Here is a 15031-nt window from a genome sequence, read left to right on the forward strand (position 1 = left end):
ACGGCTGGACCATGACGACCGTGCACACGACATCCAAGCCGACGGCCGCCGTTGACGAGGAAGGCCCCTTCTCCACAGATCCGAACCGGCTCGGAGAGCGCCTCCTGCGCATCATCGTGCCCGTCGCCATGCTCGGCGGCCTGGTGCTTGTGTGGGCCTGGTACGTGACGGCCTTCGACGTACCGCACTACATCCTGCCGAGCCCCGCCCGCGTCGCACAGGCAATGATCGAGGACTGGCCCATTCTCGGGCCGGCTTTGCTGGTCACGCTGAAGATCACCTTCACGGCGCTGGCGCTGGCGCTCGTCGGTGGCGTCGCGTTGGCCGTACTGCTGATCCAGTCGAAATGGATCGAGCTCGCGCTCTACCCCTATGCCGTGATCCTGCAGGTAACCCCGATCGTGGCGATCGCGCCGCTGATCCTCATCTACACGCCGACCACCCAGGCCGCTCTACTGATCTGTGCCTGGCTCGTCGCCTTCTTCCCGATCCTGTCGAACACCGCTCAGGGACTGAAGAGCGTCGACCACAACCTCCTGAACCTGTTCGAGCTCTACGGCGCCAGCCGTTGGCAGAGCCTCTACCTCCTGCGCCTGCCCGCCGCCCTGCCCTACTTCCTCACGGGCTTGCGGATCGGCGGCGGACTGGCGCTGATCGCAGCCGTCGTCGCCGAGTTCGCGGCCGGCTCCGCCGGCGCCAGTTCAGGCCTTGCCTTCCGCCTGCTCGAATCGCAGTTCCGCCTCAACATCCCGCGCCTGTTCGCCGCGCTGATCCTGTTGTCCGTGACGGGCGTCCTGATCTTCTTCGCAACCAGCCTGATCTCGCACCTGCTTCTCCACAAGTGGCACGAGAGCGCTGTCAAACGGGAGAACTAGCGAGATGCCCACTGGCTTTGCCCGCGTGCCGTCCGCTGGGCGGTTTCTGATCGCCAACGCGACGATTCCCGCCGCGCTGGTCGAGACGGAAGGCCCCCTTCCCGACGCCGGCGACGGCCTGCTCCGCGCCGAGATCGAGATCGACGGTACGACCATCGCCGCGATCCGCGCGCCCGGCGGTGGCCAGAACGAGGACCTGCCCGCCCTCGACCTGGACGACGGCCTTGCCTGGCCCGGCTTCGTCGACATGCATACCCATATCGACAAGGGCCACATCTGGCCGCGCAAGCCCAATCCGGACGGCACCTTCTTCGGCGCGCTGAACGCCGTGCACGCGGACCGCGAGGCCAACTGGTCCGCACGCGATGTCGCCCGCCGCATGGACTTCTCGCTGCGCTGCGCCCACGCGCACGGCACGGTACTACTGCGCACCCACCTCGATTCCCTGCAGCCGCAGCACAAGATCTCCTGGCCGGTATTCGCCGAGATGCGCGATCGCTGGGCCGGCCGCATCGACCTGCAGGGCGTGGCGCTGGTGCCGATCGAGGTGGCCGAGGACCGCGCCTATCTGGAAGAGATCGCCGCGCTGGTGAAGGCGCACGGCGGCGTCATGGGCTGCGTCACCTATATGCATCCGGGCATCGACGGCCTGCTCGACGCGGTTATCGCGGTCGCGGAGAAGCACGGCCTCGACCTCGATTTCCACTCCGACGAATCCCAGGACCCGAACGAGCGCTCGCTCGCCCATGTCGCGGACGCCATCCTGCGCAACCGCTTCGAGGGCAGGATCGTCTGCGGCCATTGCTGCTCGTTGACCCGCCAGCCCGCCGACGAGGCCAATCGCACAATCGAGCGGGTCGCCGAGGCCGGCATCGCGATCGTCTCGCTGCCGATGTGCAATATGTACCTGCAGGACCGCGAATCGGGCCGCACCCCGCTGTCGCGCGGCGTCACCATGCTCCACGAACTCGCCGCAGCCGGCGTCGAGGTGGCCGTCGCCAGCGACAACACCCGCGATCCGTTCTACGCCTACGGCGATCTCGACATGCTCGAGGTGTTCCGCGAGACCGTACGCATCGGCCAGTTCGACCATCCCTTCGGCGATTGGCCGGCGACCGTTGGCGCCACGCCCGCCCGCATCCTGGGTCGTCCGGACCGCGGCGTCCTGCGCGCCGGAGCACCGGCCGACATCGTCTTGTTCCGGGCAAGGAGTTGGACCGAGTTGCTGGCGCGCCCGCAGAGCGACCGCACGGTCCTGCGCAGCGGCCGCCCCATCGACAAGACACTGCCCGACTACCGCGAGCTGGACGATATTTTCGCGGGAAGTTGAGCGGCCAGCCAACACGGACGGAGAAGACGATGACCGACCTCGCCGCGCTGAAGAAGGCGCTCGAAGGCCTGAAGATCGAGGACAATCCGGCGCTGGTTAAGCAGAAGAGCCGCGACTTCTTCTGGTACAGCCCGGTCCTGAAACGCCAGCTCGACGCCGTCACCGCCGACATGGTCGTGACCCCGAAGAGCGAGGCCGAAGTCGTCCAGGTCCTCAGGACCTGCTTTGCGATGGACGTTCCCGTCACTGTACGCGGTTGCGGCACCGGCAACTACGGCCAGGCGATGCCGCTGTCGGGCGGCATCATACTCAACATGGCCGAGATGAACCGAATCATCGACATCAAGCCCGGACGTCTCGTCTGCGAACCGGGCGTTATCCTCCACGATCTCGACCAGGCCGCCCGCGCCGATTCGGGCCAGGAGATGCGCATGCATCCCTCCACCGCCAAGACCGCGTCCATCGGCGGCTTCATCGGCGGCGGCTCCGGGGGTGTCGGCTCGATCCGCTGGGGCGGCCTGCGCGATCTCGGCAATGTCCTGCGTCTGCGCGTGGTCACCATGGAGGAGACCCCGCGTGTGCTCGAGCTCGACGGCTGGGACCTTCAAAAGGTCAGCCATGCCTACGGCACCAACGGAGTCATCACCGAGGTTGAGATCCCGCTGACCGCGGCCTACGACTGGGTCGACGTCATCGTCGGGTTCGACGATTTCATGGACGCGGCCCGCTACGGCAACGCGCTCGGCACCCACGACGGCCTCCTGCTCAAGCTCGTCACCCCGATAGCCGCCCCGATCCCGCACGATTATTTCCTGCGCCATCGCAAGTTCATACCGGAGGGCAAGAGCGTCTGCCTCGTCATGGTCGCGCCGCACGCGGTCGAGTCGCTGATCGCCTATACCGAGCGCACCTCAGGCGAGATCCTGTTCCGCTCGGATACCGCCGAGGACCTGAAGGGGCTTCCGCCGGCCTTCGAGCTTGCCTGGAATCACACCACGCTGCGGGGTTTGAGAGTCGACGACGGCATCACCTATCTTCAGGTCCTCTATCCCTTCCCGGATCAGATCGAGCTGGTCCAGAAGGTCCACGCGCACTTCGGTGACGAGGTCATGGCGCATCTCGAATTCGTTCGCTTCGACGGCAACGTCACCTGCTTCGGCCTGCCGATCGTGCGCTTCACCACTGAAGAGCGGCTGGAGGAGATCATGCGCATCCACGAGGACATGGGCTGCGTGATCTTCAATGCCCATCGCTACACGCTGGAGGAAGGCGGCATGAAGCAGACCGACGAGGTCCAGCTTGCCTTCAAGCGCGAGGCCGATCCGAAAGGCCTGCTCAATCCTGGCAAGATGGTCGCCTTCGAGGATCCAGAATTCGACTTCTCCGCCCACAAGGTCTACCTGTTCCCCGGCCTCGAGCAGGCGGACTGAGGTCGGTCCGGCGAGCCGCACATGCGAGTCCTGGTCGTCTACGCCCATCCAGTCGAAACGAGTTTCTGCGCCGCCTTGCACACGCGCGTCGTCGACACGCTGCGCGCCGGCGGCCACGAGGTGGACGACTGTGATCTCTACGCCGAGGACTTCGAACCGCGGCTAAGCCGCGAGGAACGGCTCGGCTATCATGACGTGCCGCAAAACCGCGATCCGGTTGCTCCCCATGTCGACCGGCTGTTGGCGGCCGAGGCGCTCGTTCTGGTATTCCCTGTGTGGAACTACGGCTTCCCCGCGATACTGAAAGGTTATTTCGACCGGGTCTTCCTGCCCGGCGTATCGTTCCGTCTGGAAGACGGCATGGTCTCGCCGAACTTGTCCCATCTCAAGCGGATCGCCGCGATCACGACCTATGGTGGAACCCGTCTGCGCGCCTTTGTCCTCGGCGATGCGCCACGAAAGATCGTCAAGCGCCTGCTGCGCGCGACGTCGCCGGGCGCCCGCGTCGATTACCACGCGCTGTACGATATGAACCGCAACGACCGGGCGACACTCGATAAACACCTCGAATCGGTCGCGCGCTTAATGGAGCGTTTCTGATGCGAGCCCTCGTGGTCTACTGCCATCCCTGCGAGGAGAGCTTCAATCGGGCCGTTCTCGACACGGTTCTCGGCGCCCTCGGCGAATCGGGCCACGAGGTGCGGCTAATTGACCTATACGAAAGCGGTTTCGACCCGGTGATGAGCCCCGAGGAGCGGCGCGGCTACCATACGCCGCAGGAGAACGAAGCCCCCATCGCAGACCACCTCGCCCTGCTGAAATGGGCGGAAATGCTGGTTTTTGTCTATCCGACCTGGTGGTTCGGCCTCCCGGCAATGCTGAAAGGCTGGTGCGACCGGGTATTCGTGCCCCACGCGACCTTTGAGATGCCCGATGAGTCGTCGCCGATGGGCCCGAAACTGACGAACATCCGGAGACTCTCCGTCTTCACCACCTGCGGCGCGAGCTGGTGGATGTCGAAATATGTGGGAGAACCCGGCCGTAGAACAATTTTGCGTGGAATACGGTGGCTATGCCACCCAAAATGCAAGACCTCTTTCGCGGCTCACTATAAAATGGACACTTCTACGCCGGACAGCCGCGCGCGCTATCTGAATCGCGTATATCAGTTATGCCGACTTATGACTTGTAAACTCAACTAATGGAAGTAGGTTTCTAGGATCACCGCCATAACGGCAATCATCCACTCTGGGAGTTGGGGGACTTCCTTGAAATGAAGAAATGGTACGAAGATTCTGTCGGGCTGCGTCTCACCCGGGCAGCTCGGCTGCATCGGGCGCGAGCTCACACGATGCTCGGTGAAATCGGCATCCATCCCGGACAGGAAAACGTCCTTCAGGTACTTCTGGAGGACGACGGACAGCCGATGACCAAGCTCGCTGCCGAGCTCAAGGTCAAGCCGCCTACAGTCACGAAAATGGTATCCCGGATGGCCGCCCAGGGTTTGGTGCGGCGCATCGCGTCGGAAACGGATGCACGCAGCGCGCGCGTATTCCTGACCGACGAAGGGCGTTCGTGCGGTATCGAGCTGAAGAAACGCTGGAAGCGGCTCGAGCAGATGACCATGCGCAACGTCCCGGAAAAGGATCGCGCCAAGCTGATCAAGCTGCTGATGGCTGTAGAGGCTTCGCTCGACGGCGACGCCTCCGCGGCTGGAGCGGCGGACGTCGACGCCGATCTCGACGTTTACGACGAAACGGCCGCCTGAGGCTCTCGTTTTTCTCTCCGCCGGGGTTTGCAACGCGCCGATCGTTGGCGTTAGCTAGCCTCGGCGCAAGAGGAGGGCCGGCCCCGTGTTCAAGACCGTCGCATCGTTCGACCGTATAGGCGAAGAGAACGCGTTTGCCGTGCTCGCGCGGGCGACGGCGCTCGCCGCTGCCGGCCGCGACATCATCAATCTGGGTATCGGACAGCCGGATTTCCGCACGCCCGACCATATCGTCGAGGCCGCGGTGAAGGCGTTGCGCGACGGTCATCACGGCTACACGCCGGCAACCGGCATCCTGCCTCTGCGCGAGGCCGTGGCCGCCGACATCCACAAGCGTCTGTCCGTCGAGGTCGATCCCGAACTGGTGCTGATCGTGCCGGGCGGAAAAGTGACCATGTTCATGGCGATCTTGATGTTCGGAGAGCCCGGCGCCGAGATCCTCTATCCCGACCCCGGCTTCCCCATCTATCGCTCGATGATCGAGTTCACCGGCGCGCGGCCGGTCCCGGTCCCGATCCGCGAAGAGAACGATTTCGCCTTCTCGGCCGAGGAAACCCTCGCCCTGATCACGCCCCGGACGCGGCTCCTGATTCTCAACAGCCCCGCCAATCCGACCGGAGGCGTCACGCCGAAGGATGAGATCGACAGGCTCGTCGAGGGCCTCGCCCGCCATCCCGACGTTGCCGTGATGTCGGACGAAATCTATGGGCAGATGACCTATGACGGGCTGGAGCACCGGACCCTGCTCGCCTATCCCGACATTCGCGACCGGCTGATCCTGCTCGACGGCTGGTCCAAGACCTATGCCATGACCGGCTGGCGCATGGGCTACTCGGTGTGGCCGAGGAAGCTGCACGACTATGCCCGCAAGTTGGCGGTCAATTCCTATTCCTGCGTCAATGCCGCCGCCCAGTTCGCCGGTCTCGCCGCACTCCAGGGGTCGCAGGACGCCGTTGCCGCGATGGTCGCCGAATTCGACCGCCGCCGCACGGTTGTCGTCGAGGGACTGAACGGGCTGCCGGGCATCTCCTGCCGCACGCCGAAGGGCGCCTTCTACGCCTTCCCGAACATCAAGGAGACGGGCTGGCAGGCCAAGCCGCTTGCCTCGGCCCTGCTCGAGGATGCCGGCGTCGCCACCATCGGCGGCCCGGATTTCGGCGTCCATGGCGAGGGCTATATCCGCGTCTCCTACGCCAACTCGACCGAGAACATCCGCCGCGCCATCGACCGCATGGGCGAGTTCCTGACCGCGAAGGCCGCCTAGAGCCTTTCACCCTAGGCAGACGCATCCTCTGAGCGCGGCATCAGATGGATTCCCTCGGCCAGCAGGGAAACGGTGATGGCGGCGCCCGCTTCGATACCGTTGCGGCGGGCGACATGCACGGGCACCGAGAACTGCAGCGGCAACTCCTCGGTCCCGTCGATTCGCATCGTCACGTGCACCGTCTGGCCGATCGCCAGCACGTTGTCGACCAAGCCGGACACGGGGTTTTCGCGCTCCCCGCGCGAGGGTCGGTCGCGCCGGTGCAGCACCACGAATCCATCGGGGATCACCCAGGCGACACGGGTGCCGGCCGCGAACCGCCGTTCGGCCGGGATTTCCAGGCGGTGCCCGGCCCAGTCGAGCGCGCAACCGCTCTCATCGCTTGCAATGACGGTCGCCTCGAACACGTTGCGCAGGTCGACGAGCCGCGCCACTTCCGGTGACGCCGGCCGTGTCGTGATCTCCTCCGGCGTGCCCGTCTGCAGGATGTGGCCGCGATGGAGGACGGCGATCCGGTCGGCCAGCATCACCGCCTCGTCAAGATCGTGCGTGACCAGGATGACGGGCACGTCGAGACTGCGGCGCAGCTCGGCGATTTCGCGGTAGAGCCTCTTGCGGGTCGCCCTGTCGACGGCGGAGAACGGTTCGTCGAGCAGTAGCACCTTCGGATCGCGTGCCAGTGCCCGCGCTACCGCGACGCGCTGCTGCTGCCCGCCGGAGAGTTCCGCCGGCCGCCGCCCTTCGAGCCCATCGAGATGAACGAGCTCCAGCAGCTCGCGCGCCCGCGCCGACCGCCGGTCCGTGCCGACATGATCGAGCGCCGCCTCGACATTGGCCTGCGCCGTCATGTGCGGGAACAGCGCGTAGCTCTGGAACACGAAGCCGACGGTACGCCGATAGGCCGGCAGGGTCGTTCCGGCCGCGGTATCGAGCCAAATCTCCTCACCGACGCCGACCCTTCCCTCGTCGGGTCGGTAGAGCCCGGCGATAACCCGCAGGATCGTCGACTTGCCGCTGCCCGACGGCCCGACCAGCGCCAGCACCTCGCCGGGCGCGCAGGAGAGTTCCGCATCGAGAGGGATCGGCTTCGCCTGCCGGATATGCGCCTTGAGGTCGGGCATCAGCCGAGACGCCGACCGACACGCCGCGACAAGGCGATCGTCAAGGCGATCGTGACCAGCGACAGGGCGAGCAGGAAGGCGGACATCTGCGCCGCCGCCACCCCGTCGAAGGCCTGGACCCGATCGTAGATCGCGATGGCGATCGTGCGGGTCTCGCCCGGGATGGCGCCGCCGACCATCAGCACCACGCCGAACTCGCCGAGCGTGTGGGCGAAGCTCAGGACCATCGCCGTGGCGATCCCCGGCCAGGCGAGCGGGATCTCGATGCGCCGGAGCGCCTTGAGCGGGGTCATGCCGGAACAGGCCGCGGCCTCCCGCACTTCCGGCGGGATCGCCTCGAAGGCACGCTGCATCGGCTGGATCGCGAACGGCAGGTTGACGATCACCGAGGCGACGAGCAGGCCCTGGAAGGTGAACACCAGCGAGCCGCCGAACAGCGTCTCCCACATCCGGCCGACGGGGGATGCCGCGCCGAAGGCGACTAGCAGGTAATACCCGAACACCGTCGGCGGCAGGATCAGCGGCAGCGCCACCAGCGCCTCGACGATGCCCTTGCCGCGAAACTGCCGGTAGGCCAGCAGTCGCCCGACGACGATGCCGATCGGCAACAGGACCAGGACCGCGAAGAAGCCCAGGCGCAGCGACAGCCAGAGTGCGGTCCAGTCCATGTCCGCCTCGAAGCCTCCTCAGTCCGTTTCCCCGGGCAGGGCGTAACCATACCTGCGGAAGATCGCACGGGCCGGCGGGCTCTGTACAAAGGAATAGAAGCGCTCGGCGGCCGGTCCCGCATCTTTCAGCAGCACCATTCGCTGCTTCAGCGGCGCATGCCAGTCCGCCGCGATCAGCGCGTGATCGGCGACCGTCAGGACCTTCGGCGACAGAGCGAGCGAATAGGCGACGATGCCGCCCTGGGCGTTGCCGGAGGTCGCGAACAGCGCCGTCTGGCTGACGTTCTCGCCAAGCACCAATTTAGGCTGGATCGCCTCCCACAGCCTCGAATGTTGCAGGGCTTCCTTCGCGGCCTGGCCGTAGGGGGCGTGCTCCGGATTGGCGATCGCGAAGCGGGAGAGCCGTCCGTCGGCGATCGCGGCCTTGAGATCCTCCAGACTCCCGTCAGCCTTCAGTGGCGAACCCTTCGGAACGATGAGCACGATTCGGCCGCTTCCGTAGAGCATCCCCTCGTCGCGGGTGAAGCCGTCGCGGGCGAGATCGAGCACGTAGCGCTCATCGGCGGAAAAGAACAGTTCGAACGGCGCCCCCTGGCGGATCTGCGCGGCGAAGTTACCGGACGAACCGAATGTCAGCCTCGGTTCGAGCCCGGTCTCGGCCGTGAACACGTCCGCGATCTCTTCCATCGCGGCCTGCAGATTGGCGGCGACCGCGATCGGCGGTGCGTCCTCCGCCCAGACCTGCCCCGCCAGCCCGGATAAAACCAATCCGGATAAAACGGTCAGGACCGACAGAACCCCGGCCGCGGCACCCAATACCCGCCGAAACGATGACATCGTCCCATTCATGGTCATCCCCCATCGATATGTCTGAATAAACATATCGATCGAAGAAGGGCCTTGCCAAGCGTTATATTCATTTGGACATATCGCGGATTTCCGCCCGGAGCGCGGCGATATCGGTCTCGACGGCCGCGCTTGCCGCCTGTTCCATCCGCCGATAGGCCTCGCGCACCCGCTCGCCGAGCGCCGTGAGCTGCGCTCCGCCGCCGCCGGCACCGCCCTTGCCGGTTTCAACCAGCGGGTCGGCGAACCAGCCGTTCATTTCGTTGACCAGCGACCAGGCACGCTTGTAGCTCATCGTCATGCGTCGCCCTGCCGCCGATATCGATCCGGTTTCGGCGATCGCCTCAAGCAGGTCCGCCTTGCCGGGGCCCAGCGCGACGCCGGGCGCGAGCACTACCCGCAGCCGAACGCCGGTTGTCTTGTTTCCCGCTTTCATACCGCGATCATCGGCCCGCCGGCGCGCTTTGCCAAGCGGTCAAACCGCGTCAGGCTCGCAGGATGCGGCGCGCGACCAGCTTCTCGGCCTCGACGATCAGGAAGAGGCCCACGGCGGCGCCAACGACCAGCCCCCAGTCGGAAAGGCTCAGGGGCCTGGTGTCGAATATAGTCTGGAACAGCGGCACATAGGTGAACACGAGCTGCAACACGGCGACAGCGGCAACGGCGACAAGCACCGGCACACTGCCGAACAGACCGCGCCACGACAGGACGGGTCCGCGAACGAACCGGCTGTTGAACAGATAGGCTGCCTCGAAGGCGACGATCACGTTGACGGCAAGGCTGCGGGCATGGTCGAGCCCATTGCCGGTCTTGACGTGGACGAACAGCGCGAAGACCGCGAGCGTCATCAGCGTGGCGACGTAGGCTGTGCGCCAGATCAGATAGGCGCCGATTATCGGCTCCCCGGGCGGGCGCGGCGGACGCCTCATGATATCGGCCTCGGCCGGCTCGACGGCCAGCGCCAGCGCCAGGGTGACGGTCGTCACCATGTTGATCCACAGGATCTGGATCGGCGTGATCGGCAGCGGCAACCCGACGAGGATCGCACCGATGACGATCATCGCTTCGCCGCCGTTGGTCGGCAGCATGAAGGCAATCGACTTGCGGATGTTCTCGTAGATGGTGCGGCCCTGCTGCACCGCCTTGGCGATCGTGGCGAAGTTATCGTCGGCGAGCACGATCTGAGCGGCTTCCTTGGCCGCCTCCGAGCCTTTGATGCCCATCGCGACGCCAACGTCGGCGCGCTTCAACGCCGGCGCATCGTTGACGCCGTCGCCGGTCATCGCGACGATCTCGCCCTTGTTCTGTAGCGCCTCGACGAGACGCAACTTGTGCTCGGGGCTGGTACGCGCGAACACGTCGATCTCGGCTGCCCGCTGGGCGAGTTCGGTCGGTGCGAGAAGGTCGAAATCGCGACCGGTCATCACCGCGTCCGTAGACAGCCCGAACCGGCCCGCGATCGCCCGGGCGGTCTCCGGATGGTCGCCGGTGATCATCTTGATGCGGATGCCGGCGGCGCGGCAGTCGGCCACCGCCGAAATGGCTTCCGGCCGCGGCGGATCGGCCAGACCGATCAGCCCGAGCATGGTCAGCCCCTCCTCGAGGTCGCCGAAATCCATGTCGGTCAGGCTTGCGGGTACGGCCCGGCAGGCGACCGCGATGACGCGCTGGCCGGCGGCCGTCATTTCCTCCAGCCGGCGATGCCACATCGCCAGGTCGATGCGCTCGTCGCCAAGCGTGTCGCGCTGCCTGTCGCACAGGACAAGCAGCCGCTCCGGAGCGCCTTTCACGTAGATGACGCCGCCATCGTCGATGCGGTGAAGCGTCGCCATGAGCTGGGATTCGGATTCGAACGGAATCGTGTCGAGCCGCGGCATGGCGGCGCTGTCATCGTCGCGGTCTATCCCCACCTTGGCCGCCAAGGCGAGCAGCGCGCCTTCCATCGGGTCGCCCTCGACGTGCCAGTCGCCGTCGTGATCGCGGCGCAGCCGCGCGTCCGAGCACAGACCGGAGGCGCGCGCGAGCTCGACGAGGGCGGGCTCCGCCGCCACGTCGACCGGTCCGTCGTCGGCCATAACGCTGCCGTCCGGCGTGTAACCGGTTCCGGTGATCCGATAGAGTTTGCCGGCGGTCGCCACCTCCTCGACGACCATGTCGTTGCGGGTCAGCGTCCCTGTCTTGTCGGAGCAGATCACGGTGACGGACCCAAGCGCCTCCACGGCCGGCAGGCGCCGCACGATGGCATTGCGCCGCGCCATCCGCTCGACACCGAAGGCAAGCGCGATCGTCAGGATCGCGGGCAGTTCCTCGGGGATCGCGGCAACCGCGAGGCCGACGGCAGCGAGGAACATGTCACCCAGCGGCAACCGATCGACGAGTACGCCCCAAGCGAACATTGCCGCCGACACGACGAGCACGACAGCCGCCAATCCTTGGCCGAACCGGGCGACGCGCCTGAGAAGCGGCGTTGCCACCGTGCCGACCCCCTCGATCAGCGTGCCGATCCGGCCGATTTCGGTGCGCGATCCGGTTTCCACCACGACAGCGGAGGCGTGGCCACGGGTCACCAGCGTGCCGAAGAAGGCAAGATCCGCCCGGTCGCCGATCGCCGCATCGTGCCACACCGCCGCGACCTGCTTTCCCGTGGGCAGCGATTCACCAGTCAGCACTGCCTCGTCGATCTCGAGGCCCTTGACGTGCAGCAGACGAAGGTCCGCGGGAACGCGGTCGCCCGGTTCTAACAGCACGACGTCCCCCGGCACCAGCACGGCCGCATCGAGCGTCAGGCGGCGCCCGTCGCGCAGCACCGCGGCCTGCGGCGACAGCATCTTCCGGATCGCTTCCAGCGCCGCCTCGGCGCGGCCTTCCTGAACGAAGCCGATCACCGCGTTGATCACCACCACGGCGACGATCACCACGGCATCGACGTAATGGCCGATCGAAACCGTGATCGCCGCCGCGACAATCAGCAGATAGACGAGGACGTTGTTGAAATTGGCGAGAAAGCGCAGCCAGGCCGGACGGCGTGGCGCTTCCGGCAGCAGGTTGGGACCGTAACGGCGCAGCCGCGCAGCCGCATCCCCCGCGCTGAGGCCGGCATGTTCGGTTTGCAGACGCTCGAGCACCTCCCGCGCCGAGAGCGCGTGCCAGGCGGTATTGTCGCCAGTCTGCGGTTTGCCGTTTCCCGTTGCCACGTCTTTGCCTTACCTGCCCGTATCGTTGTCCGTTCAGATCGACACGACCAAGCGGCTATGACGCCCTCCGACGCGCATTGCAAGGTAGCCGGATCAGCCGGCGGCGAGTGCCGCTCCTGCGAAGGCAACGCCGGCTCCGAGACTGCGCACGAGCGCCGGCGACATACGGAAGCGCGCAGGTACGATGGCGATAGCGATGCCGACGCCAAGAATAGTTGCGGTCGCCAGCGCGAATCCGGCCAGATAGTCGACGCCCGCCGCCGTCTCGGGGATTTCCGTGCCGTGCGCATGCCCGTGGAACATCGCGAAACCGCCGACCACCAACGCCCCGAGCGAGACCGGCGCCCGGACAGCCAGCGCGACGGCCGCGCCGACCGCGATTACCGAGGCGAGGATCGCCGGCTCAACGAACGGCAGCGGCACGCCGGCCATGCCCATGCCCCCACCGGCAATCATCACGCCGATGAATGCGGCCGGCCACACCCAGAGCGCCGAACCGCCGACAAGACCGGCCCAGAGCCCGACACCGACCATCGCGAGCAAGTGGTCGGGGCCGAGTAGCGGATGGGCAAAACCCGACGCGAACCCCGACGTCGCGCCGGCCCCGACATGAGCGAGCGCCGGTGTCGCGGCGAGCAAAGCCAGAAGGAAAACGAGTTTTCCAGTCGATATCCTGCTAATCATTGGCGTCCCCTTTCAACGCGAGGCGGCGACGGCCGCGGTTTCGTCCTCTCCGACGGCCGGCTTCAACCCGCCGGCGGCCTCGATGAAGTCGATGATGGTCGGAAGCCCCTCGCCGGTTTTCAGGTTCGTGAAGACGAAGGGCCGCTCACCCCGCATCCGTTTCGTGTCCGCATCCATCACCTCGAGCGACGCCCCGACCAGCGGCGCCAGATCGATCTTGTTGATCACCAGGAGATCGGAGCGGGTGATCCCGGGCCCGCCCTTTCGCGGGATCTTCTCGCCTGCGGCGACGTCGATCACGTAGATCGTGATATCGGCAAGCTCGGGCGAGAACGTCGCCGCCAGATTGTCGCCACCCGACTCGATCAACACGAGGTCGAGATCGGGAAACCGACCGCGCATTTCGGCAACGGCGGCGAGATTGATCGAGGCATCCTCGCGGATCGCCGTATGCGGGCAGCCACCCGTCTCCACCCCGAGGATACGCTCGACCGGCAGCGCGCCGGCACGTGTCAGGATCAGCGCGTCTTCCTTTGTGTAGATGTCGTTGGTGATCGCGGCGATGTCGTAGGTGCCGCGGATCGCTTTGCACAGCGCCTCCATCAACGCCGTCTTGCCCGAGCCGACCGGTCCGCCAATGCCTACTCTCAGGGGTCCGTGGGGAGAGTTCGTCATGTCCTGAACAGCCTCGTGTACTGGGTTTCGTGACGCATCGACGCGATGTCGGCGAGAAAGACGCAGCCGCCGAGATCTTCGAGTGTCGCCGTCTCGGCCTCCGCCGCGACCTGCGCGACGACGGGCTCGAGAGCGGCCGTCACCTTCTGCCCGTCGGTCTGGCCGAGCGGTATCAGCCGGACGCCGGCCGAGACGATGTTCGCCGCGAAGGCGTGCAGATAGGCGACGAGGGAGGCGTCGAGCGGGATACCGTGCCGCCCGGCCGCGATACCGACCGCGACCGGATAGGCGAGATCGCCATCCGGCAACGGCGCGCCGGCCACAGGCCACGCCGCCTCGGTGGCGAGCACGAACGCCTTTCCCTGTGACAGGGTCTCGACGGCCCGCTCCTTCGATGGCGACAAGGCCGCCGCGAGCTCGGCGATCTCGTCCAGCCGCCGTCTGTCGCCCGCGGTCATCGCCCGCCAGGTCGCGGCAAACAGGATCGCATCCTGCCGGCCGGCGCCAAAGCGGAGAATCTGCCCGACCCAGGCCTCAAGGCCTGCCGCGTCGGCGACATCGCCGATCTCGGCGGCCCATTCGAGACCGTGGCTGTGCGAGAAGGCGCCCACGGGAAAGGACGGGGAGAGCCAGGCCATCAGCCGGTAAAGAGCCGCGGGATCGAGGGGCTGCCGTTCAGCCATCGCCGTCACCGTCGTGGTGATGCCCCCCGTGGCCGTCCTCGTGATCGTGCCCGTGCCCGCCGTGCGCATAGGCGCCGCCTTCCGGATCGAACGGCGCACGAACCGCGCGCACCCGGCCGCCAAGCCCTTCGATCATTTCGGCGATCACGTGATCGGGGCGGATCAGGATCCGGTCGGCCCCGATCGCCGCGGGCAGATGCCGGTTGCCGATATGCCAGGCGAGCCGCATCAGGTGGTGGGCGTCGGTCGCGGTGATCTCCATGAGGTCTTCGTCCGCCGCACGGACGATAACGACGCGCCCGTCCTCCAGTTCGAGCCCGTCGCCGTCCCTGAGCGCCACCGCTTCGGGCAGGTCGAGCAGGAACTCCGTCCCCTTGGCGCCGGTCAGCGCGATACGGCGGCGGAAGCGGCTGTCGTGATCGAGCGTCACCGTGTCGACGGCAGCCGCGTAGCCGCCTTTCGGAAGGACTTTCAGAGCGCGTAGCATCGCCAT

The 15031-nt window shown here is 66.4% G+C and carries 16 protein-coding genes; 7 read left to right on the plus strand and 9 right to left on the minus strand.

Features of this window, described 5'->3' with window-relative positions; all coding sequences use genetic code 11:
- Positions 1-11 precede the first annotated feature (11 nt).
- From ACSF9G_RS05550 to ACSF9G_RS05580, 7 genes are all read left to right on the plus strand, one after another.
- Positions 12-875 (plus strand): ABC transporter permease, encoded by an 864-nt coding sequence (locus ACSF9G_RS05550; RefSeq protein ID WP_436639291.1) that lies wholly within the window; start codon positions 12-14, stop codon positions 873-875.
- 4 nt (positions 876-879) lie between these two features.
- Positions 880-2205, plus strand: coding sequence for a cytosine deaminase (locus tag ACSF9G_RS05555; RefSeq protein WP_436639293.1), 1326 nt, complete (start codon positions 880-882; stop codon positions 2203-2205).
- 29 nt (positions 2206-2234) lie between these two features.
- Positions 2235-3635 (plus strand): FAD-binding oxidoreductase, encoded by a 1401-nt coding sequence (locus ACSF9G_RS05560; RefSeq protein WP_436639296.1) that lies wholly within the window; start codon positions 2235-2237, stop codon positions 3633-3635.
- A 21-nt stretch (positions 3636-3656) separates the two neighbouring features.
- On the plus strand, positions 3657-4235 hold the full coding sequence (locus ACSF9G_RS05565) for an NAD(P)H-dependent oxidoreductase (protein WP_436639298.1): 579 nt from the start codon (positions 3657-3659) through the stop codon (positions 4233-4235).
- Complete coding sequence (locus ACSF9G_RS05570; RefSeq protein ID WP_436639301.1) at positions 4235-4837, plus strand: NAD(P)H-dependent oxidoreductase; 603 nt, start codon at positions 4235-4237, stop codon at positions 4835-4837. Before ACSF9G_RS05565 ends, ACSF9G_RS05570 begins: the two co-directional genes overlap by 1 nt.
- Before the next feature lie 71 nt (positions 4838-4908).
- Positions 4909-5403, plus strand: coding sequence for a MarR family winged helix-turn-helix transcriptional regulator (locus tag ACSF9G_RS05575; RefSeq protein WP_436639303.1), 495 nt, complete (start codon positions 4909-4911; stop codon positions 5401-5403).
- Between the two features lie 85 nt (positions 5404-5488).
- The gene (locus ACSF9G_RS05580; protein ID WP_436639305.1) at positions 5489-6667 is read left to right on the plus strand and encodes a pyridoxal phosphate-dependent aminotransferase; all 1179 of its coding nucleotides are present in this window, start codon (positions 5489-5491) and stop codon (positions 6665-6667) included.
- An 11-nt stretch (positions 6668-6678) separates the two neighbouring features.
- Here ACSF9G_RS05580 and ACSF9G_RS05585 read toward each other — a convergent pair whose 3' ends face one another.
- The 9 genes from ACSF9G_RS05585 to ureE form a co-directional block, all read right to left on the minus strand.
- Entirely contained in the window at positions 6679-7788 is a 1110-nt protein-coding gene (locus ACSF9G_RS05585) for an ABC transporter ATP-binding protein (RefSeq protein ID WP_436639307.1), read from the minus strand.
- Positions 7788-8456 carry a molybdate ABC transporter permease subunit gene (gene modB, locus ACSF9G_RS05590; protein WP_436639309.1) on the minus strand — a complete coding sequence of 223 codons (669 nt, stop codon included), beginning with the start codon at positions 8454-8456 and terminating at the stop codon, positions 7788-7790. The genes ACSF9G_RS05585 and modB overlap by 1 nt, the downstream gene beginning before the upstream one ends.
- A gap of 18 nt (positions 8457-8474) precedes the next feature.
- A complete protein-coding gene (gene modA, locus ACSF9G_RS05595) occupies positions 8475-9293 on the minus strand; it encodes a molybdate ABC transporter substrate-binding protein (protein WP_436639311.1) in 819 nt (272 codons plus the stop codon).
- Positions 9294-9372: 79 nt separating this feature from the next.
- Positions 9373-9738 (minus strand): winged helix-turn-helix domain-containing protein, encoded by a 366-nt coding sequence (locus tag ACSF9G_RS05600; protein WP_436639314.1) that lies wholly within the window; start codon positions 9736-9738, stop codon positions 9373-9375.
- Positions 9739-9787: 49 nt separating this feature from the next.
- Positions 9788-12496: an HAD-IC family P-type ATPase gene (locus ACSF9G_RS05605; RefSeq protein ID WP_436639317.1), complete on the minus strand. Its 2709-nt coding sequence runs from the start codon at positions 12494-12496 to the stop codon at positions 9788-9790.
- A gap of 93 nt (positions 12497-12589) precedes the next feature.
- Positions 12590-13180: a HupE/UreJ family protein gene (locus ACSF9G_RS05610; protein WP_436639319.1), complete on the minus strand. Its 591-nt coding sequence runs from the start codon at positions 13178-13180 to the stop codon at positions 12590-12592.
- Positions 13181-13192: 12 nt separating this feature from the next.
- Complete coding sequence (gene ureG, locus ACSF9G_RS05615) at positions 13193-13855, minus strand: urease accessory protein UreG (protein ID WP_436639322.1); 663 nt, start codon at positions 13853-13855, stop codon at positions 13193-13195.
- Positions 13852-14538 (minus strand): urease accessory protein UreF, encoded by a 687-nt coding sequence (locus ACSF9G_RS05620; RefSeq protein ID WP_436639324.1) that lies wholly within the window; start codon positions 14536-14538, stop codon positions 13852-13854. The genes ureG and ACSF9G_RS05620 overlap by 4 nt, the downstream gene beginning before the upstream one ends.
- Positions 14531-15025, minus strand: a complete 495-nt coding sequence (gene ureE / locus ACSF9G_RS05625) for an urease accessory protein UreE (protein ID WP_436639326.1) — start codon at positions 15023-15025, stop codon at positions 14531-14533. The genes ACSF9G_RS05620 and ureE overlap by 8 nt, the downstream gene beginning before the upstream one ends.
- Between the last annotated feature and the right edge of the window lie 6 nt (positions 15026-15031).

The sequence above is a fragment of the Microbaculum mangrovi genome (genome assembly GCF_051390635.1).
Lineage (GTDB): Bacteria > Pseudomonadota > Alphaproteobacteria > Rhizobiales > Tepidamorphaceae > Microbaculum.